Annotated in this window: 20 protein-coding genes; 3 read left to right on the forward strand and 17 right to left on the reverse strand. The window is 59.2% G+C overall.

Annotated elements, in window-relative coordinates; translation table 11 throughout:
• Positions 1 to 16: 16 nt before the first annotated feature.
• The 5 genes from ACTYEO_RS11660 to ACTYEO_RS11680 form a co-directional block, all read right to left on the reverse strand.
• A complete protein-coding gene (locus ACTYEO_RS11660; protein WP_449323919.1) occupies positions 17 to 1,039 on the reverse strand; it encodes a diguanylate cyclase domain-containing protein in 1,023 nt (340 codons plus the stop codon).
• Complete coding sequence (locus tag ACTYEO_RS11665) at positions 1,036 to 1,629, reverse strand: heme NO-binding domain-containing protein (protein ID WP_449323920.1); 594 nt, start codon at positions 1,627 to 1,629, stop codon at positions 1,036 to 1,038. Before ACTYEO_RS11665 ends, ACTYEO_RS11660 begins: the two co-directional genes overlap by 4 nt.
• Positions 1,630 to 1,714: 85 nt before the next feature.
• A complete protein-coding gene (locus ACTYEO_RS11670) occupies positions 1,715 to 3,274 on the reverse strand; it encodes a trimethylamine methyltransferase family protein (RefSeq protein ID WP_449323921.1) in 1,560 nt (519 codons plus the stop codon).
• 165 nt (positions 3,275 to 3,439) lie between these two features.
• Complete coding sequence (locus tag ACTYEO_RS11675; RefSeq protein ID WP_449323922.1) at positions 3,440 to 4,147, reverse strand: HAD family hydrolase; 708 nt, start codon at positions 4,145 to 4,147, stop codon at positions 3,440 to 3,442.
• Positions 4,148 to 4,172: 25 nt separating this feature from the next.
• Positions 4,173 to 4,457, reverse strand: a complete 285-nt coding sequence (locus ACTYEO_RS11680; RefSeq protein ID WP_449323923.1) for a DUF3572 domain-containing protein — start codon at positions 4,455 to 4,457, stop codon at positions 4,173 to 4,175.
• A gap of 91 nt (positions 4,458 to 4,548) precedes the next feature.
• Between ACTYEO_RS11680 and ACTYEO_RS11685 the strand changes: the two genes are divergently transcribed.
• Positions 4,549 to 5,913 carry a diguanylate cyclase gene (locus ACTYEO_RS11685; protein ID WP_449323924.1) on the forward strand — a complete coding sequence of 455 codons (1,365 nt, stop codon included), beginning with the start codon at positions 4,549 to 4,551 and terminating at the stop codon, positions 5,911 to 5,913.
• A 19-nt stretch (positions 5,914 to 5,932) separates the two neighbouring features.
• On the opposite strand, the gene ACTYEO_RS11690 is transcribed toward ACTYEO_RS11685, so the two are convergent.
• From ACTYEO_RS11690 to ACTYEO_RS11735, 10 genes are all read right to left on the reverse strand, one after another.
• Positions 5,933 to 7,498, reverse strand: a complete 1,566-nt coding sequence (locus ACTYEO_RS11690; RefSeq protein WP_449323925.1) for an AMP-binding protein — start codon at positions 7,496 to 7,498, stop codon at positions 5,933 to 5,935.
• Positions 7,499 to 7,598: 100 nt separating this feature from the next.
• Positions 7,599 to 8,378, reverse strand: coding sequence for a crotonase/enoyl-CoA hydratase family protein (locus tag ACTYEO_RS11695; protein ID WP_449323926.1), 780 nt, complete (start codon positions 8,376 to 8,378; stop codon positions 7,599 to 7,601).
• The gene (locus tag ACTYEO_RS11700; protein WP_449323927.1) at positions 8,375 to 9,247 is read right to left on the reverse strand and encodes a hydroxymethylglutaryl-CoA lyase; all 873 of its coding nucleotides are present in this window, start codon (positions 9,245 to 9,247) and stop codon (positions 8,375 to 8,377) included. The genes ACTYEO_RS11695 and ACTYEO_RS11700 overlap by 4 nt, the downstream gene beginning before the upstream one ends.
• 31 nt (positions 9,248 to 9,278) lie before the next feature.
• On the reverse strand, positions 9,279 to 9,941 hold the full coding sequence (locus ACTYEO_RS11705; RefSeq protein ID WP_449323928.1) for a glutathione S-transferase family protein: 663 nt from the start codon (positions 9,939 to 9,941) through the stop codon (positions 9,279 to 9,281).
• Between the two features lies 1 nt (position 9,942).
• The gene (locus ACTYEO_RS11710; protein ID WP_449323929.1) at positions 9,943 to 11,880 is read right to left on the reverse strand and encodes an ATP-binding protein; all 1,938 of its coding nucleotides are present in this window, start codon (positions 11,878 to 11,880) and stop codon (positions 9,943 to 9,945) included.
• Between the two features lie 54 nt (positions 11,881 to 11,934).
• Complete coding sequence (locus tag ACTYEO_RS11715) at positions 11,935 to 13,539, reverse strand: carboxyl transferase domain-containing protein (RefSeq protein WP_449323930.1); 1,605 nt, start codon at positions 13,537 to 13,539, stop codon at positions 11,935 to 11,937.
• A gap of 40 nt (positions 13,540 to 13,579) precedes the next feature.
• Positions 13,580 to 15,109, reverse strand: coding sequence for an AMP-binding protein (locus ACTYEO_RS11720; RefSeq protein ID WP_449323931.1), 1,530 nt, complete (start codon positions 15,107 to 15,109; stop codon positions 13,580 to 13,582).
• A gap of 13 nt (positions 15,110 to 15,122) precedes the next feature.
• The gene (locus tag ACTYEO_RS11725) at positions 15,123 to 15,428 is read right to left on the reverse strand and encodes a hypothetical protein (protein ID WP_449323932.1); all 306 of its coding nucleotides are present in this window, start codon (positions 15,426 to 15,428) and stop codon (positions 15,123 to 15,125) included.
• 59 nt (positions 15,429 to 15,487) lie between these two features.
• On the reverse strand, positions 15,488 to 16,651 hold the full coding sequence (locus tag ACTYEO_RS11730; protein ID WP_449323933.1) for an isovaleryl-CoA dehydrogenase: 1,164 nt from the start codon (positions 16,649 to 16,651) through the stop codon (positions 15,488 to 15,490).
• Between the two features lie 146 nt (positions 16,652 to 16,797).
• Positions 16,798 to 17,859 carry a YeeE/YedE family protein gene (locus ACTYEO_RS11735; protein WP_449323934.1) on the reverse strand — a complete coding sequence of 354 codons (1,062 nt, stop codon included), beginning with the start codon at positions 17,857 to 17,859 and terminating at the stop codon, positions 16,798 to 16,800.
• A gap of 225 nt (positions 17,860 to 18,084) precedes the next feature.
• Between ACTYEO_RS11735 and hemN the strand changes: the two genes are divergently transcribed.
• Positions 18,085 to 19,434, forward strand: a complete 1,350-nt coding sequence (gene hemN, locus ACTYEO_RS11740) for an oxygen-independent coproporphyrinogen III oxidase (protein ID WP_449323935.1) — start codon at positions 18,085 to 18,087, stop codon at positions 19,432 to 19,434.
• A 51-nt stretch (positions 19,435 to 19,485) separates the two neighbouring features.
• Here the strand turns inward: hemN and ACTYEO_RS11745 are convergent, their stop codons facing one another.
• Both ACTYEO_RS11745 and ACTYEO_RS11750 read right to left on the reverse strand, forming a co-directional pair.
• Positions 19,486 to 20,685, reverse strand: coding sequence for a DegT/DnrJ/EryC1/StrS family aminotransferase (locus ACTYEO_RS11745; RefSeq protein ID WP_449323936.1), 1,200 nt, complete (start codon positions 20,683 to 20,685; stop codon positions 19,486 to 19,488).
• A 75-nt stretch (positions 20,686 to 20,760) separates the two neighbouring features.
• Entirely contained in the window at positions 20,761 to 21,432 is a 672-nt protein-coding gene (locus tag ACTYEO_RS11750) for an HAD-IA family hydrolase (protein WP_449323937.1), read from the reverse strand.
• Positions 21,433 to 21,561: 129 nt separating this feature from the next.
• Between ACTYEO_RS11750 and glmU the strand changes: the two genes are divergently transcribed.
• Positions 21,562 to 22,935, forward strand: coding sequence for a bifunctional UDP-N-acetylglucosamine diphosphorylase/glucosamine-1-phosphate N-acetyltransferase GlmU (gene glmU / locus ACTYEO_RS11755; protein ID WP_449323938.1), 1,374 nt, complete (start codon positions 21,562 to 21,564; stop codon positions 22,933 to 22,935).

Consider the following 22,935-nt stretch of genomic DNA (forward strand, 5'->3'; position numbering starts at 1 on the left):
CCGACAATCCCCTCTGTCACCGCATGGCAGCAAAGCAGTCCTGTTCGGGCTGAAACACAGATGCGCAGGCGCGACCCGCAGCTTTCGACATATAGAGCGCGACATCTGCATCATTGAGCAATTGCGCAGCCTCGGGCCTGTCATAACGCGAGGTGAGGGTGATGCCGACACTTGCGGAAATTTTGCAAATATTTCCCTCAAAACGGATGGGCTTTTCCATTGAGGTGATCAGCCGCTCCGCGATCGCGCGTGTATAATCGACATCGTCACAATCACGCAGCAAGATCACGAATTCATCGCCGCCGAACCGCGCCGCCATATCGCCCGCGCGCAATTCGCTGCGCAGAATATGCGCCACATGGTGCAGCACATGATCGCCCGCGGCATGGCCGAAGGTGTCATTGACCTGTTTGAAGTAATCCAGATCGAGATGCATGAGCGCAAAATGCGCATCGGGCCGCGACAACAGACGCGTCAAAACAGCCTCCAAGGCACGGCGATTGGACAATCCGGTAAGCGTATCGGTCAGGGCCTGCTCTTCCGCGGTGGCGCGGGCCTGCATCAAGCGGGCCGTCAGTTTTCGCGATTCTGCCGAGACGACTTGATTGGCCTCATAGAGATACATCAATTCGACCGTCTGATCGCAGGGCGAGAAGTCATTCAAACTCAGGCCAAACTCATCCACCACCCTGATGAAAGACAAACCAGGGGAGATATTGAGAATTCCGCCTGCATCCTCAGGCAATGTGGCAATGGTGCCCCGCAGGAAAAGATGCGGGGTGGAGCGGAGGACCAATTGCAGGTTTTGCCCTGCCAAAGCCAACCAGTTTTGCGCTGTATCAGGCGCAAAGGGTTTGCGGATTTCAAGGATATCGGACAAAGGGCTGCCGATAAGCCGCTGACCAGACGCCATTTTCTTGAAAGTTGGGCCCGCATGCGTGATCTGGCCCTTGAGGTCAAAGAACAGATGCATCGGCATCAGCAGATCAAGCGCTTCGCCATGAGCGCCGTGGTTTTTCGCGACTGCCAATTCCGTCATGACGCAAGGCTTTCTGTCAAATGAAAGCTTCGGCCTTCTGCGAATTGAGTATCGACCAGATCAATCCGTAGATATTCCGCGCCATCCTCGACCCCGTCCAATGACAGAAGAACCAGCGCCCCGTAATCATCGGCCATCGCGCGCAAGCTGCCCAGAAGAAGCGGCGCAATCCCCGGCAAATCCCATTCCGCACGCAGCCGGAATGACCCAGCCATATCGCCCTGCTCAAGGCTGAGGCGGGGCATCTCGATATCGGGCATCGCCAATTTGCCACGATCGGCCAGCTCATCCAGCGAATAGAGAAAATCATGAAAAGTCGCCCCCCCGAAACGGAGCAGACGACGCAGCGGCTCCAGCGTGTCTTGGGTGACAAGATAGGTGCCCATATCCTCCAACAGGCTGTTCGGGTCGCGATGAAGCACCGCGCAGGCCGCCTCGAACACATCATGGGTCAGGCTGTGATCATAGCTCAGCATCGTCTCGAAGCTGTCAAATGGCAGATTGGCCTGTGACGCGATTTCAGCCCATAGAGGGGCCCCATGCATATCCACAAGGAAGCCCTGAAGGGCACGGTTTATCAGCCCGTGCATTGTCACATCCTCGCCATGTCATTCGCCATTGCGGATAAGAAAGCGGGAAAGATTTAAGAAATCGTTGCAGAACAGCGCAGGAGCCTCAAAAATCTGTCGGCGCGCCGCCTTCGGCCTTTCTGCGCGCCACAAACTCACTCAATTCATCACGGATGGCGCCGTCCATCGCGGGCGGCTCGAACTCCTCAAGGATTTTCTTGTAAATCCCATGCGCGCGTTCAGGTGTCCAGACAGCACCGCCCGCCTCCCACGCCTCATAATTGCGCCAATCACTTAAGAAAGGCTGATAGAAGGCGCTTTGATATCTGTCTTGGGTATGGGCGCAGCCGAAATAATGCCCCCCTGCCCCGACCTCGGCCATGGCCTCGATTGCAATGTCATCAGGGCCTGTTTGGGTGATCTCAGGTTCGAAATAGCGTTGGATTTGCTGTAAAACCTCGCAATCCATGACGAATTTCTCGGGCGAGGCGATCAACCCGCCCTCAAGCCAGCCTGCCGCGTGATACACCATATTCGTGCCCGACTGGACCGCCGCCCATAGGCTTTGCGATGTCTCCCACATGGCTTGCGCATCAGGCACATTGGCCGCGCAAACCCCCGACGAGCGCATCGGCAACCCATAAAAACGCGCCATTTGCCCTGTCATCTGGGTGGCGCGCATATATTCGGGCGTCCCGAAAGCGGGCGCGCCTGATTTCATATCCACATTCGAGGTGAAAGTACCAATGCCCACAGGGCATCCAGGCTTGATATATTGGATCAATGCAATCGCACTCAGCGCCTCGGCAATGCTCAGGGTGACCGCGCCCGCCATGGTGACGGGGGCCATGGCCCCTGCCAGCGTGAACGGGGTAACGATGGTGGGCTGACCACGGCGCGCCAACCGCATCGCACCATCCAGCATCGGCCAATCATGTTTCAGCGGGCTGACCGAATTGATATTGGTATACATGCGCGGTGTTGCGTCGAATTCATCATGGCTCAAACCTGCCGCGATGCGCACCATTTCCATCACATCCTCTACCCGCTCGGGCCCCAGCGAATAGGCATGCACCACCTTATCGGTCAGGGTGAGTTTCTCGAACACACAATCGAGATGGCGGATTGAGGCATGAATATCGACAGGCTCCACCGGATAGCCGCCCGCGAAATGGATGCAATTGAAATACTGGGTGAGCTTCATGAACTCCTTATAAGTCTCGAAATCGCCCGGGCGTTTGCCGCGTTTCAGATCCCATGCATTGGGCGGCGAGGAGACATTTCCAAAGACAATATGCCTGCCCCCGATCGTGATCGTTTTGTCAGGGTTTCGTGGGGTCACTGTGAAATCCGAGGGCGCTTTGGCGACCATCTCGGTCACGAAATCAGGGTCAAAGCGCACCAGATCGCCCGAGATGAGGCAGCCTGCCTCGGCCATCAAACCGCGCGCCTCCTCGTTCAAAAACTCGATCCCCAATTCGGATAGAACCCGAAGGGCACCGTTATGGATCGCCTCGACCCCGTCTTCCCCCAAGGGCTCGGTCGGGCGGTCGGGGTTCAGCGGCACCCGCCACGGCATTTGCGAAATCACCGCAGGTGTGGCGCGCATTTGATTGCCGCGCCGCCCGCCTGATCTGCGCTGTGGTCTTGGGCTGTCGCTATTCATCGCTCAAACGCTCCCCGCCTTGGGCACAGCGCGCTAGATGCGCGGGCCTTTGGCCAGTTTGCGGGTGAGCAGGGCGAAAAAGGTCTTCAGATCGCGACAGATCGCGTCGTTTTTGATGATTTGCGTGTTTTGAAAAGAAGCGGCGTTAAAGGGCCAGCAAAGCGGCTATCCCTGCATCTGAGGGGCCAACCATGCGGGCAGATGCCCGATATCGGGCAGGATCGCATCGGCATGCGGGGCCAGATCATTTGCGCTGGCAACCCCCGTCAAGACGCCAATCGTGCGCATCCCTGCCGCGCGGCCTGCATGAAGGTCATGCAGGCTGTCGCCCACCATCACCACCTGCGCGGGATCACAGCCTGTGGCTTGGGCAAAGCCGCTGCACATTCCAGGCTCAGGCTTAGCCCCGAACCCACTGTCGCAGCCCAAGACCTTGTCGAAACTGCCCAGAATGCCCGCCTGTTCCAGATGGGCCTGTGCCTCGATCTCAACCGCGTTAGTCGCAACCCCAAGTTTGAGGCCAAACCCGCGCAATTCCGACAGAAGCGGCAAAAGGGGCAGAACAGGGGCCATCTCGGCCTGCACGGCGCTGTCTTCAAGCCGCGAAAGCAACGCGGCAGGGTCCGCTTCGGGAAGCGCAGGAAGCATGGCTTGGAGGATTTCTTCACCCGTGCCCGCAATGGCGATGCTGGTGGGAAGAAAGCGCGAATTGCCAAGATCATAATCGATGATATCGGCCAAACGGTGCAGCAAATCGGGGTCACCACCTGAGAGGTCTTGCAAGACCGCCCCGCCCCAATTGCCCCAGCTTTTCTGGAAATCAAAAAGGGTTCCGTCTTTATCGAATAGGATTGCTTGCAGCTTCGTCGTCATATCTGGGCTCCGTCAGAAAGCGGGGTCAGGTCCAATTGGGCAATTGCCCTCCTGGCAAAGCGGCTCGGGCTTGCGCGATATGCTCGGGCGGCACATCAAGGCTGTCGGCACAATTCATCACCCATTCATCATTCATCAAGATGAAATCCAACACGCTGCCCAAGAAATCCGCATCCCGCGCAAGGGCGGCTTGGCGCAGATCATCCGTGCTGGCCCCGCTTGCGCCCAAAAAGGTTCCCAGCAGGTCGTCATCGCTGCCAAGCCAAGCCAATGCCTTGATCGAAAAAATTTCGGCAGAATCCTGCTGCATTCCTATCACCGCCCTTCTCACTAAATGGTTTGTTAACCTTTACCGCTCAAACATGCCCCCAGTCCTAAAAGGACACTATTGGGAGTATGGAATGACCCGGCGTATACTTGTGGTAGATGATGTAGCGGCCAACCGCATTGTTATGAAGGTCAAATTACGCCAAGCCTATTTTGACGTTTTGCAGGCGGATACATCAGAAGATGCACTGGCCATTGCCCAACAGTTAAAGCCCGACCTCATCATTCTTGATATGGGCATGACCGATGCCAATGGGGTGAACCTTTGTGAACGGCTCAAGGCGGACCCTGCAACCGCCTATATCCCGATTATTCTGGTCACCACCCTCAATGATCAAGCCAGCAAAATCAGGGGCCTTCGCATGGGGGCGGATGGTTTTCTTCCCAAACCCGTGGATGAGCTGACCCTGCTGGCCCGCGTCAGATCGCTTTTGCGCGCGGGCGAGGCTCAAAGGCTGCTATCAGCCCGCGACGAGGCCTGTGCAGGCCGCGGCATGAGCGACCCCGCCGCCACATTTCATGGCCCCGCCAATATCGCAACCGTCACGACCTCCCATTCAAAGCCTGATCACTGGACATCAACACTGTCTCGCCATTTGCGGGATCGCATCTCGATCCTCACCTGTGACGAAGCACTGGCGGCGGTGGAACTGTCTGACCGTTTGATGCCCGATATCTTCATCATCCCCGTCGATCTGGTCGAGCGGAATGACGGGCTGCGCCTTCTGGCTGATCTGCGCTCACGCGGGCATCGCTGTTCGGCACAGACCATAATCCTGCTGCCCGAAGGGGACACGGAGCGCGCGGCCATGGCGCTTGATCTTGGCGCGGGCGATATCCTTTATCATCCGCTGGATCGCGATGAACTGGTTCTGCGGGTTGCGCATCAACTCAGACGCAAGCGCCAGACCGACCGTCTGGAGGCAAGCGTTCAGGAAGGCCTTGAGATGGCGGTGACCGATAGCCTCACGGGCCTGCATAACCGCCGATACGCCATGCATCACCTTGAAAAAATGGGGCAAAGCGGTGCAGGCCTGACGGTGATGATGCTGGATTTGGACCATTTCAAACAGATCAATGACCGCTTTGGCCATGCCTCGGGCGATAAGGTTCTGGCCACCATCGCGCGCCGCCTCTCGGCCCATACGCAAAACACCGATCTTCTGGCGCGGATCGGCGGAGAGGAATTTCTGCTGGCATTCAATGGTGCAAACCGCGCCATAGCCTTTGATATCGGAGAGCGGTTGCGCCATGCCGTCGGGGCCGAGCCTATTCAACTCTCCGCAGGCGGCCCCCAAATCCGTGTGACTTTGAGCGTGGGGATCGCGCTGACCCAAGGGCAGACCAACAGTGCCGAAGCATTGCTTGAACAGGCCGATCGCGCGCTCTACCGCGCGAAAGCCGAGGGGCGCAATGCCGTAACAATGTTTGCCGCCTGATGCTGCCCCAAGCCGCCTGTCACCCCGCCTCTGCGCGCAATTCATCGCGCAGGAAACGGCGCAGGATTTTGCCCGAGGCTGATTTTGGCACCTGATCCACAAAGCGGATTTCAGCGGGCAATTTATACTTCGCCAAGCACCCTTCAAGATAAGTCGTGATCACGCCTGCATCTCCTGTGACGCCCTCGCGCATCACTACGAAAGCGATTGGCAACTCCCCCGCTTCCTCATCCGCCTTACCGACAACGGCGGCATCGATGATATCAGCGTGATTGATCAAAATCTCTTCCAGTTCGGCAGGTGCAACTTGGAAGCCTTTGTATTTGATCAATTCTTTCAAACGGTCACGAATGAACATGAACCCGTCCTCATCAATCACCGCCAGATCACCTGTGCGCAACCACCCGTCCTCGGTCTTGGTCTCGGCAGTGGCGCTTGGGTTGTTGAGATAGCCCTTCATCACTTGCGGCCCGCGCACCCATAGCTCGCCTTCCGCGCCCGGCCCCAAGTCTTTGCCTGTCTCGGGGTCCACGATGCGGCATTCGGTGGAAGGCACCGCCTGCCCGCTGGAACCGTGACGGATATCGGGCGCGTTGGTCATATGGCTGATCGGGCTGAGTTCCGTCATCCCATAGCCTTGGACCGAGCGCGCGCCAAAACGCGTGCCAACCGCAGCCTCGGTTTCAGGCCCAAGCGGCGCCGCGCCCGAGAAAATCTCCTCGACGGAAGACAGATCGAATTGATCGACCAAAGGATGCTTGGCCAAAGCCAAAGCCACGGGCGGCACGATATAGAGCCGCGTGGCCTGATGCTCATCCACCAGTTTAAGGAACAGCTCCAGATCAAAGCGCGGCATGGTTACGATGCGTGCGCCCTCGGACAGGAACAGGTTCATCAAAACCGTCATGCCATAGATGTGAAAGAAGGGCAGGAAGGCAATCGCCGTGTCATGCGGTTTGATCCGAGAGATCACCGCCGATTGATCTACATTCGCCACCAGATTGCGATGGGTCAGCATCACGCCTTTGGGCCGCCCCGTGGTGCCTGATGAATAGGGCAGAACCACGATGTTTTCCGTGGCCACAATCGGGGCTTGATCGGCCAAAGGCTCGCCCATCAGATCGCTAAGATCGCGCAGACCATCCGCGCCGCCGATCACGACCAATTCAGACGCCTCCGTGCCCTCCATCGCCTCGCGCGCAACATCCACAAAAGCGGGGATCGTCACCATCATGACAGCGCCCGAATCCTGCAATTGGTGGCGGATTTCTGGCGCGGTATAGGTGGGATTGATCGTCGTGACGGTTCCACCCGCAAAGGCCACGCCGTGAAACACGAGGACATATTCAGGCATATTGGGCGCCAAAAGCGCGATCACTTTGCCAGGTGCAAGCCCTTCGGATGCCAGCCCGCCCGCCAGTGCCTGTATCTGCTGCTTGAGCGCGTTGCCCGTAAAGCTTCGCCCCGTCGGCCCCTCAATCAGCGCCACCTCATCGCCGCGTGCATCCAGACCTTCGAACAAACGTTCCGTGACCGAGATATCGCGCAATGCAACCGTGCCATGCAGGCTTTCAAATGCAGTCATATGTCCTCCCTTGCGCTGGTTGTGGTCCAGCGTCAGGAGAGCAGCCTAGCAGGATTTTCGGATTTGAAAATCCAAATGTAAGACAATTGAAAAAATCGGACTATTCCATCCAATCGGCTTTGCGCTTCTCGAAAAAGGCCGCGATGCCTTCTTTGGCCTCGGGATGTTCCCAACGATCCACCAAGGCCTCGATGCTGGCAGTGATGGCCGCCTCATCCAAAGGGGCCCCCAAACGGGCGACCAAAGCCTTGCCCGCGGCCACGGCCGCAGGTGCCGCAGACAGATAAGGGGCGATCTCGCGCTCAACCGCTGCATCCAGTTCATCTGGTGCCACGACCCGCGCCAGCAAATCCAAGTCCTGCGCCTCTGCCGCGCCGAAGACACGGCCCGAGAAAAACACCCGCCGCGCTTTCGCAGGCCCCATCCGCGCCACCACATAAGGCCCGATGGTCGCAGGGATCAAACCAAGGCGCACCTCGGTCAGCCCGAATTTGGCACCCTCAACCCCAATCGCGACATCACAGACCGAGATCATCCCGACCCCGCCACCCAAGGCCTGCCCTTGAATGCGGCCAACCAAAGGTTTGGGCATACGGTCCAAGGCACCCAGCATATCGGCCAGCTTGCGGGCCTCGCGCGCACGGGTCGGGCCATCCGCCTCGATCTGCTCGCGCATCCAAGTCAGATCACCACCCGCGCAAAAACTGGCGCCCTCGCCCGTCAGCACCACCACGCGCACCTTGGGATCAGCGCCCAAATCAGTGGCGGCTTGGGTTATGTCTGCAATCATCTGGGCGTTGAGCGCATTATGCTTCTCGGGCCGCGCCAAAGTCAGGGTGGCCACCCCGCACGCATCCCTGTCGATCCTGATTGTCGTCATCTTCCGCCCTCTTCTTGCGGCCCACGCATGGCGCGCGCCATTTCTGCCGCTTGGGCCAGAACCGCCCCGTCCAGCCCAGTTTCATAGCCCAATGCATCCAACCGCAAGGCCACCGCCTCGGACGCGACATTTCCCTGCGCACCCGGCGCATAAGGGCAGCCCCCCAAACCCCCGACCGAGGCATCGAATACGCGCAGCCCCCGCGCCAGAGAGACCTCGATATTCTCGAGCGCCCGCCCGCTTGTATCGTGGAAATGCCCTGCCAGACGGGGCGCAGGCATCTCCTCCAAGACGGTTTGCAGCATCGCATCTACCCGCTCGGGCCGCCCTTGCCCGATTGTATCGCCAAGCGAGATTTCATAAGCGCCCAAATCCCGCAAAGCCGCCACAACGCGGGCCACCTCTTGCGGGGCAACCGCGCCGTCAAAGGAGCAATCAGTGACGCAAGAGACATAGCCGCGCATCGGCAAGTCATGGGCCTTGGCCGCCTCAGCCACGGGGGCAAAGCGCGCAAGGCTGTCTTCGATACTGGCATTGAGATTGGCCCGAGAGAACCCTTCCGAGGCGCTGGCAAAAATCGCAATCTCATCAGCCCGCGCGGCAATCGCGGCCTCAAACCCCTTCATATTGGGCGTCAGCGCGGCATAGGATATTCCCTGCCCGCGTTTGATGCCTGCCAAAACCTGCCCGCTATCGGCCATTTGCGGCACCCATTTGGGGCTTACGAAACTGGCCACTTCGATGCGCCGAAATCCTGCCTGAGACAACAGATCAATCAGAGCGATCTTTTCGCGCGTGGGAATCGCACGGGTCTCGTTTTGCAACCCGTCGCGCGGCCCAACCTCGAATATCTCGACATATGGCTTCATGGCCGTCTCATCCCTTCTCAGCACCCACCGCTCATGCCTCAAGCGGCCAAGGCGCGTAATAGTCACGCGTATAGAGCCGCGTTGCCCCGTCAATCGGGCGGCTGGCCATAAAAGCAGGGCGCGCTGTGATCCGCTCATACCAGTCTTGCAGGGCTGGAAAAGGGTCAAGCTTGGCAAAATGGCGGCCCATATAAATGGCTTGCCCCACAGCAATATCAGCCGCCGAGAACCCGCCATCCAGCAGATACTCCCGCCCCTGCAAACGCGCCTCAACCACGCTAAAGCATTTGGCAAGACGCTTGGCCTCAAGATCCATGATCAGGGGCGAGCGCATGTGGTCCTCATAGAGCACAATATGCTGCTGTGTCAGGGCGGCGGCATGCTGGCTGATTGTCTCGGAGAAATGCAGCCAGACCAGCCATTGCCCGCGCTCGGGATCGTCCGCGTTGCGACCAAACCCCGCCTCAGGGAAGCGATCACATAGAAATTCTGCAATCGCTCCTGTCTCCCATAAAGTCTCGCCCTCAATTTCCAAGGCGGGCACGCGGCCCGCAGGATTGAGCGCGCGGAATTCAGGGCTACGCAGGCTCTTGTCAAAGGGCCAATCCACCAACTCAAAAGGCACGCCCAATTCATGCAGTAACCAAAGCGAACGCATGGAGCGCGTCTGTGCGCAATGATGCAAACGGATCATATCAGTCCTCCTCCTCAAGTGTGATCATGGGTGCACCTGCTTCAACCTGATCGCCCGCTTGCACCAAAAGCTGGTCAACCACACCGTCACGCCCCGCAATCAGGCTATGCTCCATCTTCATCGCCTCCAGAACGGCCAAGCGGTCACCTTGGGCCACTTTTTGCCCCTCACCCACAAAGATGGCTTTCACCAGTCCCGGCATCGGGGCCGTCACGCGGCCCTCGCCTTCATTGGCGCTTGCTGCAACCTCAAGGGGATCGACCCGCGCAAAATGATAACCATCGCCCCAGAACACCGAAACCCCTGCGTCATGGGTCACAATCGCGGCCTGCGTTTTCGCGCCATCCACATACCACGCATCCTCGCGCGTGATCTCGTGGCTGGTCTCGTCCAGATGAACGAGGAAATGGCTGGCCCCCAAAGTTTCAACGCCCACCTCGATAATCTCATCTTCATGCAGCAGTCTCACGCTTTGGCGCAGCGGGTCCCATAGGTGAAAGCCTTGCGAAGCGGAGGCTTCGGCATCCAGCCCCATTGCGCCAAGCGCGGCAAGCGCTTTGGTGCGGCTGCAAGGCTGGGGGGCCTCCGTCAAAGCCGCGCCCTCACGCTCGATCAGATCGGTATCAACCTCACCGCGCCCAAAGCCTGCATGGCCTGCCAAACGCCGCAGAAAGGCAAGATTTGTGACTGATCCCGCCACTTCCGTCTGCGCCAAGGCCTGCTGCAATTTAGCCAAGGCGCTTTCGCGTGTCGAACCATGAGTGATGATTTTCGCGATCATCGGATCATACCACGGGCTGATCTCATCTCCCTGCCGCACGCCCGTGTCATTGCGGGCAGCCTCGCAAAACTGCAGATGCGTCAGACGGCCTGTCGCAGGTAAAAACCCTTTGGGCACATCCTCGGCATAAAGCCGCGCTTCAAAGGCATGGCCCGCAAGCGTCAAATCCTCCTGTCGCAGAGGCAATGCCTCACCAGCAGCCACGCGCAATTGCCATTCGACCAGATCAATACCCGTGATCGCCTCGGTCACAGGATGCTCGACTTGAAGCCGCGTATTCATCTCCATGAACCAGAACCCATCGCGCAGAAGCCCGTCTGCCCCGTCCACAATGAACTCAACCGTACCCGCCCCTGCATAGCCGATCGCCTCAGCCGCGCGCACCGCCGCCTGCCCCATCGCCGCGCGTATCTCGGGGGTCATGCCAGGTGATGGCGCTTCTTCGATCACCTTTTGATGGCGCCTCTGCAACGAGCAATCCCGCTCGAACAAATGCACCGCGCTCTCGCCATCCCCAAAGACCTGCACCTCGATATGGCGCGGCTTGGAAACCAGCTTTTCTATAAGAACATCATCATTGCCAAAAGCGGTCGCCGCCTCGCCGCGCGCGCTCTCCAGCGCCTCGGCAAAATCCTGCGCCGCCATAACCTTGCGCATCCCCTTGCCGCCCCCACCTGCCACGGCCTTGATCAAAACGGGATAACCGATCAAGGCGGCCTGCTCAGCCAGATGCGCCGCGTCTTGAACCGCCCCGTGATAACCAGGCACGACAGGAACCCCTGCCTTCTCCATCAAGGCTTTGGCCGCATCCTTCAAACCCATGGCACGGATCGCCGCCGCCGATGGCCCCACAAAAACCAAACCTGCGGCTTCAACCGCTTCAACAAAGTCAGGGTTCTCCGACAAAAACCCATAGCCTGGATGGATTGCCTGCGCGCCTGTGCTGTGCGCCGCGGCAATAAGTGCATCCTTTCGCAGATAACTCTGAGAGGGTTTCGCCCCGCCGATATGAACGGCCTCATCGGCCATCGCTACATGGCGCGCGCGCGCATCCGCATCGGAATAGACCGCCACCGTCCCAATCCCCATGGCCCGCGCCGTCTCGATAATACGGCAGGCAATCTCACCCCGATTGGCGATCAGTATTTTGCGAAACATCGTCTCTCCCTCACGCGTGCGTCTTCATCTTTCCAAAAATACGAAATCTCAGCCTCACATCCTGAACACGCCGAAACGGGTTTCGGGGATCGGCGCACAAAGCGCGGCTGAGAGCGATTGGAACAAGACCTCACGCGTTTTGCGCGGGTCAATCACCCCGTCATCCCAAAGCCGTGCCGAGGCATAGAGAGGGTGGCTCTGCTCTTCGAACATCTCAATGGTGGGGCGCTTGAATTCGGCCTCCTCCTCGGCGGACCAGTCCTGCCCTGCCCGTTCCAAAGCATCGCGCTTGACCGTGGCCAGAACACCTGCCGCCTGAGCCCCGCCCATGACCGAGATACGGCTATTTGGCCAAGACCACAGGAAGCGCGGGCTATAGGCGCGCCCTGCCATGCCGTAATTCCCCGCCCCGAATGAGCCGCCAACCAGCATGGTGATTTTGGGCACCTCGGTCGAGGCGACAGCCGTAACCATCTTTGCCCCATGGCGCGCGATCCCCTCATTCTCATAGCGCCGACCAACCATGAAACCGGTGATATTTTGCAAAAAGACCAAGGGGATTTTCCGCTGACTGCACAGCTCGACAAAATGCGCAGCTTTCTGCGCACTTTCCGAAAACAACACCCCGTTATTGGCCACAATCCCGACAGGGCAGCCCAAGATATGGGCAAAGCCCGTGACGATGCTTTCCCCAAAACGGGCTTTAAATTCATCAAAGCGGCTGCCATCCACCACGCGCGCGATCACCTCGCGGATATCATAAGGGGTGGAGAGGCTGGCGGGCACCACGCCCAAAATCTCTTCGGGGTCATAGGCAGGCGCTTCAGGGCTTTGCCAGTCGACGCTCATGGGCTTGCGGCGGTTCAATTGCGCCACGGCTTGGCGCGCCAAAGCCAGCGCATGCGCGTCATCCTCGGCCAGATAATCGGCCACACCCGACAGGCGCGTATGCACATCGCCGCCGCCCAGATCCTCGGCGCTGACCACCTCGCCCGTGGCCGCCTTGACCAAAGGCGGGCCTGCCAGAAAAATCGTGCCCTGCTCCTTAACAATAATCGAGACATCCGACATCGCAGGCACATAGGCCCCGCCCGCCGTGCAACTGCCCATCACAACCGCGATTTGCGGGATATTGGCCGCACTCATCCGCGCCTGATTATAGAAGATACGCCCGAAATGATCCCTGTCGGGGAAGACCTCATCCTGTTGGGGCAGGTTCGCGCCGCCGCTATCGACCAGATAGATACAAGGCAGATGGCATTGCGCGGCGATCTCTTGGGCGCGCAAATGTTTCTTGACCGTGATCGGGAAATAGGTGCCGCCCTTGACCGTCGCGTCATTGGCCAGAACCATGACCTCTTGGCCATGGATACGGCCCACACCTGCAATCGCCCCGCCGCAAGGGGCTGCATTGTCATACATCCCGTGGCCAGCTGTGGCCCCCACCTCCAGAAAGGGGGAGCCCGCATCCAGCAAATTCGCCACACGCTCGCGCGGGAGCATTTTGCCACGGCTGACATGGCGGGCGCGGGATTTCTCGCCGCCGCCCTGTGCCGCAAAACCCGCGGCCTCTGCCACCACGCCAAGCGCCTCCAGATGGGCCGCGCGATTGGCTTGGAACTCTTGCGAACCTGTCAGGATATTTGATGTAAGTTTCATATCATGCGCCCCGTTGCATTTGTCTTGATCTCTCGCCCGCTCATGCGCGCGGCTCCGCGCTTGCACGGGCTTTCAATTCCTTGCGGATCACCTTGCCCGTCACCGTCATCGGCAAGGCCTCCAGAAAGGCAATCTCGCGCGGGTAGGAATAGCCCGCCAAACGCGATTTGACCCAGTCCTGCAACTCCGCCTCGCTCGCCTCTGCGCCTTGTTTTTTGACCACATAGGCCTTCACAATCTCGGTCCTGAGCGCGCAGGGTTTGCCGACCACGCCGACAGTCGCCACAGCAGGATGGGTGAGCAGGCAATCCTCAATCTCGGCAGGGCCGATCCGATAGCCCGAGGAGGTGATCACATCATCCTCGCGCCCGACAAAGCGCAGATAGTCACCATCCCAAATTCCGCGATCCCCCGTGATCATCCAATCGCCGCAAAATTTCTGCGCGGTCTCCTCACGCCTTTGCCAATAGCCAAGCATCATCGAGGCCGAGCCGCGCCGCACGGCAATATCGCCCTCGCTTTTCGTGGGCTGGCCCTCGGCATCAATCACCGCCAAATCATGTCCAGCCACAGGCTTGCCGATGCAGCCGCCTTTCGCGGGAAAAATCGCGCCACAGGATGAGGCGATCATATTGCATTCGGTCTGGCCGTAGAATTCATTGATCTCAAGCCCGAAGGCGCGCCGCCCCCAAGCCAGCATCTCCTCGCCCAAAGGCTCGCCCCCTGAGGCGACCGAGCGCAAACCGCCAATCTCGACATCCGCCGCCTTGAGCATGCGCAAAGCAGTTGGCGGGAAGAACACATTGCGTATCTTGGCCTGCGCAATGATGCGCGCACACTCATCGGGCGTGAATTTCTCCAGCCGTGCTGCAACCACGGGCACACCCAAGGCAAGCCCCGGCATCAGCACATCAAACAATCCGCCAATCCACGCCCAATCGGCTGGGGTCCAGATCATATCATCGGCTGCGCCCAGAAAATCATGGCTCATCTCGACACCGGGCAGATGGCCCGTCAGCACGCGGTGGCCATGCAACGCGCCTTTCGGGCTGCCTGTTGTGCCGCTGGTATAGATCAGAACCGCCGCATCCTCGCAGCTCGTTTGCACCATTTCAGGCGCGTCTGCGGCAAGCGGCTCCTCTTCTGGCAGCACGATATCAAGATCAAAATCCGCCAGCATATCGCGCCCTTGCGCATCCGTGATCACGCAGCGCGCGCCACTATCGTCCAGCCTTGTGCGCAGCGCATCGGTCTTGAATAGTTTGAACAGGGGCACCGAGATCGCGCCAATCCACCAGATCGCGATATGGGCTGCCGCACAATACATATCCTGTGAACGCAACACGCCAACGCGGTCACCACGACGCACCCCGCGCTCCTGCAGCGTTGCGGCCAAGCGGCCTGCCATATCGCGCAATTGGCCATAGCTGACATCCTGCCCCGCCCCAAGATCGCGGATCGCCAAAGCCTGCGCAGGGTGGTCCAGAACTTGGGCAGCCATATTCAATTGCGCGGGCAAATCCCATTCAAACCCGTGATAGAGCTGCTCATAGGGCGCGCGGGTCAACATGCGGGCACCCCTCTCAGGTCTGTGGTGCTCCATCCAGAATATCGGGCTCGATCTCCAGCAATCGCCCCAGATCGTCGACCGGATAGGCAAAGCTCTGCTCGGGCCCTTCGCAGAACACGACCAAGCGCACCTGCTCCAGCGCCGAGGGGCGCGCATAGCAATCGGTCAGCGCGCCGCCCGTATCCGCGACATAGGCCTGCGCGATGCGTGTGATGATCTCGGTCTCGGAGGGCGGGATATGGCGCAAGCCAACCCAAAGCGCCAAGAGACCTGCCAATCCACAGATCACCGCCAAACTCAGCGCGATATTGCGTGGCATGTGCTTGCCCTTTTTCCTGTGCCAGATATGCGATCATCGCATCACGCTCCCAGCATGCATCAAGACATAGAGGCCATCAATTCGCGGCCAACCAACATGCGACGAATTTCCGAGGTGCCAGCCCCGATTTCCATCAATTTCGCATCGCGGAACAGGCGGCTGACGGCACTGTCATTCATAAAACCAGCCCCGCCCATGGCCTGCACCGCCTGATGCGCGACCACCATCGCCTCCTCCGAGGCATAGAGCACACAAGCCGCCGCATCCTGCCGCGTGACCTCACCGCGATCGCAGGCCTTGGCGACCTCATAGACATAGGCGCGTGCGGAATTCATCTTGGTATAGATATCGGCAATTTTGCCCTGCATCAGTTGGAAATTGCCGATGCTTTGGCCGAATTGCTTGCGCTCGACCATATAGGGCATGATCTCGTCCAGACAGGCGGCCATGATCCCTGTGCCGATGCCCGAAAGGACCACGCGCTCGTAATCAAGGCCTGACATCAGCACAGCCACGCCGCGCCCTTCCTCGCCCAAGACATTCTCGAAGGGGACTTCGACATCCTCGAACACCAGTTCGGCGGTGTTGGAGCCGCGCATCCCCAGCTTGTCGAAATGCGCACTGGTGGAAAACCCCTTCATCGATTTCTCGATTAGGAAGGCCGTGATGCCACGGCTACCCGCATCAGGATCGGTTTTGGCGTAAACCACCAGCGTATCGGCATCGGGGCCATTGGTGATCCAGTATTTCGTGCCATTCAGGACATAGCGGTCATTGCGCTTTTCGGCGCGGATTTTCATCCCCACCACATCCGAGCCAGCCCCCGCCTCGGACATCGCCAGCGCACCAACATGCGCGCCCGACACCAGACCGGGCAAATAGGTCTGCCGCTGCGCATCCGTGCCATTAAGCGCGATCTGGTTCACGCAAAGATTGGAATGCGCGCCGTAAGACAATGAAACCGAAGCCGAAGCGCGCGCGATTTCCTCAGTGGCAATCACATGCGCGAGATAGCCCATGCCCGCCCCGCCATATTCTTCCGGAACGGTGATGCCCAAAAGGCCCAATTCGCCCATCTCGCGCCACAGCTCGGACGGGAAGCTGTTACTTTTGTCGATCTCGGCAGCCATCGGTTTGACGCGCTCCTGCGCCCAACGATGCACCATATCGCGCAGCGCATTCACGTCTTCGCCTAGGTCAAATGTCATCGATGCGGTAAACACTGCGCCAACCCTCCCGTAATTGAACGACTGTTCATTTAATAACGGAGAGGCCGCCGTGAGTCAAAATTTACGTTGCGGAGGATGCTTGGGCCTTGTGTAAAAACCAAGCCAGATTGCAGGGTGCCCTTTCGGGTCAAACAAGCGCCTCAAGCCATTTGCGCCGCCATACGCAGGCGCAAAGCAGAATGCGTTGCCATGGCACCGATCCACATGCAGCCCACCGCAACCCAAGCCGTAGAGGAGAAAATCGCACCGCCCGACATGCCCGCCCCAACCGCGCATCCCCCCGCCAGCATGCTGCCAAAGCCCATAAGCGCCGCGCCCATTAGATAACTCTCCATCGGGGTGTCGGGGCCAAAACGCTGGATGCGCGCCTCTTTCGTGATCAAGGCCATCACCCCCGACCCGATAAAAACACCCGGCACAAGCCCCACACCAAAGACCAAGGGCAAGGAGGTACTATTCACAAGCCCCATCAAAGTATCGGTCGAAGGCCCTGTGAAGGTGATCGAGGATATGGCGATAACCTCAAATGAATTGGACGCGATCGCATAAGTGCCGAGCCATCCCAGCGTCACGGCAAGCCCCACGCCCAGCGCGGCCATGATCCGCGTGGCGGGCAGGCCCTTCTTCATCCCAAAGATAATCGCGGCACATAGAACGGCGGACCCGATCATCGCGGCCATGCCATTGCTGAGGCCAAACTGTGCCAAAAGATCGCGCGACGCGCCCCCCTGCACGCTCCAGAGCATCGCCAGCCTTTCGCGCGCAGGTGCAAGCACACCGCGCAGAGCGGATTGCGCGACAAGTGTCAGCACCAGGCCTGTAACAATCGCCCTGAGATTTCCCGTTGCCGAGAGGACAAGCAGGCGGCTTGCACAGCCGCGCGCAAGGATCATGCCCACCCCGAACATCAGCCCGCCAATGATCGCCCCTGACATGCTGCCAGTATTGATGATTTGACGGGTTTCGCTGACATCCAGCCAGCCCAGCCAGATCGCCGATTGCACCGAGGCAACCGCCGCCGAGAAGGCAATCAACCAAATCGCAAGCCTTGGGCCCAATTGCCCTTCGGCCAATTCAACCGTGCTGGCGCGCAAGCAGAAGCGTGAATGTTGCGCGGCCGCGCCAAAGGCCATCCCGACGATCCCGCCAAGCGCCACCAGCAGCACGCCTTCACCATAATATTCGATCAGATTTTCCAACATAGGGTTTGGCTACCGAACTGGGTGAAAGCCCGCTTTGACCTGTGTCAAACCTACAGGTGACCTGCGCAAAAAAGAGACCAAGCAAGACCGTCATGTCGCGCGGCGGGTTCAAAGGTGGAATTTTCTTCCACGCTCTTGATGCAGATCAAAACTCGCGCGCGCCCAGTTCTATAGGCCTTATCCCCAGAGCTAAGGCCGCGCGCGTAACAGGGGAGCTGCCAGATCATGACCGAACCGCTGAAATCCTATCTCGGGCAGAATGTGCCCCGCTATACCAGTTACCCCACCGCCCCGCATTTCTCGAAAGAGTTCGAGGCGCGCGCCTATTCCGACTGGCTAGGCGATTTGCCGGTTGAGGACCCCGTATCGCTCTATCTCCATGTCCCGTTTTGCCGCGCGCTATGCTGGTATTGCGGCTGCAATATGAAACTGGCCACGCGCGAGGCGCCTATTGCCCAATATGCCAAAACACTGACCGAGGAGATCGCGCTGGTCGCAGCGCATTTGCCTGCGCGGATGAAGATATCGCATCTGCATTGGGGCGGCGGCACGCCGACTGCATTGCGCCCCGATGATCTTGCCCGCGCGATGGAGGTCATAGGCCAGCATTTCACGATCACAGCCGATGCCGAACTGGCCATCGAGAGCGACCCGCGCACCCTCACCCCCGAGATGATCAGGCGGATCGGGGATTTGGGCTTTACGCGTGCGAGTTTCGGCGTTCAGGAATTTGACCCCAAGGTGCAAAAAGCCATCAACCGTGTGCAGCCACCCGATATGGTGCGCGCCAGCGTTGACGGGTTGCGCACGGCGGGGGTCACGGGCATCAATTTCGACCTTATCTATGGCTTACCCCACCAAAGCGTTCAGACCCTTCTCAAGACAATCGATCTTTGCCTCGAGATGCAGCCCGACCGTATCGCGCTTTTTGGGTATGCCCATGTGCCTTGGATGGCCAAGAAGCAAAGGCTGATCGACGAAGCGGCCCTGCCCGATACCGCCGCACGGCTTGCGCAATCTCAGATGGCCGCCAGCGCCTTGGCCGATGCGGGCTATGTCGCGATCGGGCTGGACCATTTCGCGCGGCCAGAGGACCCGATGGCGATTGCCGCCCAAACAGGCCAGCTCAGACGCAATTTTCAGGGCTATACCACGGATCAGGCCGAAACCATGCTGGGGTTGGGGGCCACATCGATTGGGCGGACGCCATCGGGCTATGTGCAGAACCTTTCAGAAACTGGGGCTTGGGCCCGCGCCGTGACAGCGGGGGAATTGCCCATCGGCAAGGGTTTGGCGTTTCAAGGCGAAGATGTGCTCAGAGGGCGGGTGATCGAGCAACTGATGTGCAATGGTCGCGTCGATTTGGGCCTTGAGGCCGCCCGCGCTGGCGCATCTGCAAATTGGTATGCCGACCAGCTAGGGCGGATTGATCAATTCGAAACAGATGGTTTGATCACGCGCGAAGGTGGTGTGATCACCGTCACCCCCAAAGGCGCGCCTGTCCTGCGCGTCATCGCATCCCTGTTCGACAGCTATCTCACCCCAAGCGTGAAGCAACATGCGGTGGCCGTTTAGGGAATAGGCAAACCCAGCCTTGTTACTGCGGAACGTGGCTAGAGCCGTGCCCTAGCCCTTTGCAGCCATCACCTCTTCGCGAATAATCTCGGCGATGAGGGCGGCGTCTTGCTCGGTGAAGGTGAGGGGCAGACGCATATCTATTAGGCCTGCCAGAATACGGTCGGTTCGGGGCAGTGATTGCGGCTTAGCATAGCGCCATGAATCGTAGCGCGAGGTAAAGGCCACAGGCTCGGGCGCGCCGAACCATTTCAACTCCACCCCGCGGGTGGCGCAGGCCGCAATTAGGGCGCGGATGTCATCACCGTTCCAATCGGGCAGCAGGAACTGGATGGAGGAGCCCACGATTTTCTCGCGCGGATCACGCTCGATCACCTGCATGGAGGGCGTGTTGCGCAGGCCTGTCTCGACGCTGCGGTAGAGCGTATTCCAGCGGGTGATCTGGGCCTCAAGATCGGCCAATTGCGGGCGCAGGATGGCGGCGCGCAGGTTATCCATACGGCCCGAGACATTGGGCGTGAAATATCTGATCTGCTCGAAAGCCTCGGGCGGCGGGGCCGCGCGGTGGCGTTCATAAAGCATATAGCTGCCCGACAGGATGATCATCCGCGCCATGAGTTCGGGATCATCACAGGTGACAAAGCCCCCCTCGCCCGAATTCATATGTTTATAGGTCTGGGTGGAATAGCAGCCGATCACCCCGTGCCGCCCCGAAGGCTTGCCCGCCCATTCCGCCCCCATGGTATGGGCGCAATCCTCGACCACCTGCACACCTGCGCGGTCACAGATATCCATCAGCGCATCCATATCGCAGATATGGCCGCGCATATGCGACAAGAGCAGAACCTTCGCCCCGCTTTGCGCGATCTTTTCCTGCAAATCAGGCAGGTCAATGGTCAGGCTTTCAGTGGTTTCGACAAAAACAGGCTCGGCGCCCAGCGCGGCGATGGCACCGGGAACAGGGGCGAGGGTGAAGCCGTTGGAGAGCACTTTATCACCTGCCTGAACCTCCAGCGCGCGCAGCGCTGCACCCATGGCATAGCCGCCCGATGTCACCGCAAGGCAGTATTTCGCCCCTGTGAAAGCGGCGAAGTCTTCTTCCAGAAGGGCGGCCTCGGCGATCTCCTCGCCCATGGTGTTATAGCGGTGGATACGGCCCGAGCGCATGATCGCGACCGCCGCCGCGATCCCATCTTCGGGGATCGGCTCTTGCTGGGTGAAGGGGCGTGTGAATCTCGGCTTAATATCCATGAAGGAAGGATTAGCCCCCTCACGTCTCGCGTCAATGGCAAGCGGTGTGTTACGTATTTTTGGAAAGATGAAAGATCAGGGAAGGATCATATCCAAAACGCGGTCCAGATCATCATAGTGATCCAACAAGGCCTCGGGCGCGAGATCAGCCACTGCATGGCCACTTGGACCAAAAGTGACCAACACTGAGGGCACGCCCGCGGCTTTGGCGGTTTTTCGGTCGGTGATGGTATCGCCGATCAAGGTGGAGTGGGAGACCGATCCGCCCGCTTGCTCGACCGCTTTGAAATAGGGCGCGGGGTCGGGCTTGCGGGTGGGCAGCGTATCAGCCCCGACAAGCGAGGTGAACAGCCCCGCTATGCCCAAACGCTGCGTCAGGGTGACGGCAAGCGCTTCTGGTTTATTGGTGCAAATCCCAACTGCCATTTTGGCGCGGTGCAACCGCTCGACCGCTTCGATCACGCCGGGATAGAGGGTGGTATAGGTGTCGATCGCATCGCCGTAAGCGCGCAGCAATATGGGAAAGCCATTCTCGATCACGGCGGCCGCATCAGGCAGATCAAGGCGTTCACAACTCAGTTTCAGCATTGCGCGAGCTCCTGCAACCGCAGTTGCATCATCGCGCCCCATCTCGAGCTGGGAGGCATATCCCAATTCCGCAAAAGCGGTATTTGCGGCTGCAATCAGATCACCGCTTGTATCGGCGATTGTGCCATCCAGATCGAAAATCACCGTTTTTCTAGCCATTTGAACCCCAATTGGCGAATTTCCGCCCGTTTTTGAAATGTAGCGTAAGGCGATTTGACCGCTGATGGCCTTGCACGATGCGCCCTCATGGATAATACCCATCGCAAACAAGGGAAAGCCCGAGAATTCATGTCTGAAGAGCAGTCTACACTCCGCCCCTGCGCATTGGTTATTCTTGCCGCTGGCCAAGGCTCGCGGATGAACTCCGACCTGCCAAAGGTGCTGCATCCAATCGGTGGCGCGCCTTTGGTGGCCCATGCCATGCGCGCAGGTGCGGCGCTTGAGCCCGCCCGCATCATTGTGGTCACAGGGCATGGCGCAGAACAGGTTGAGGCGGCCGTTGCAGCCCATCAAGACGCCGCGATCTGTGTCCGCCAGACCGAACAGCTTGGGACAGGCCATGCCGTATTGCAGGCAAAAGCCGCCCTTGAGGGGTTCGAGGGCGATGTGATCGTGCTTTATGGCGACACGCCGTTCATCTCGGAAGAAACATTGCTGTCCATGCAAGCCGCGCGCGCCCATCACGATGTGATTGTGCTGGGGTTCGAAGCCGCTGACCCGGGCCGCTACGGGCGCTTGTTGATGCAGGGCGATGCGCTGGAGCGGATTATTGAGGCAAAGGATGCAAGCCCTGAGCAATTGGCCATCACGCTGTGCAATTCAGGGCTTCTTGTCGCCGATGCGACCACGCTGTTTTCGCTTCTGGATGAGGTGGGCAATGACAATGCGGCGGGCGAGTATTACCTGACCGATGTTCCAGAACTGGCCCGCAAGCGCGGTCTTTCGGCCAGTGCCGTGCGCTGCCCCGAGGCGGAGACTTTGGGGATCAACACCCGCGCTGAACTGGCCGCCGCCGAGCAGCTTTTCCAAAGCAGCAAACGCGCCGAGGTTTTCGAGAACGGCGTCACGCTGATTGCGCCTGAGACAGTTTATTTCGCCTATGACACCTATATCGGGCGCGACACGGTGATCGAACCTTTCGTGGTTTTCGGCCCCGAGGCGACGGTGGAATCCAATGCCACGATCCGCGCCTATTCCCATATCGAGGGCGCGCATATCTCCAGCGGTGCGGTTGTCGGCCCCTATGCCCGCCTTCGCCCTGGGGCCGAGCTTGATAACGATGTGCGCATCGGCAATTTCGTGGAGATCAAGGCCGCCCATCTTGGCGAAGGGGCCAAGGTCAATCATCTCAGCTATATCGGCGATGCCGAGATTGGCGCGGGTGCCAATATCGGGGCGGGCACCATCACCTGCAATTATGACGGGGTGATGAAGCATAAAACCACGATTGGTAAGGGCGCGTTTATCGGCTCGAACACGATGCTCGTGGCCCCTGTCAATGTGGGCGCGGATGCGCTGACGGGTTCGGGCTCTGTTATCACCCAAGATGTGCCGGCTGAGGCCATGGCGATTGCGCGCAGCAAACAAGTCAACAAGCCGGGACTGGCCGCCAAATTACGCGCGCATCTGCTGGCATTGAAAACCAAAAAGAAGGGCAGCTAA

The sequence above is a fragment of the Rhodophyticola sp. SM2404 genome, from assembly GCF_053570515.1.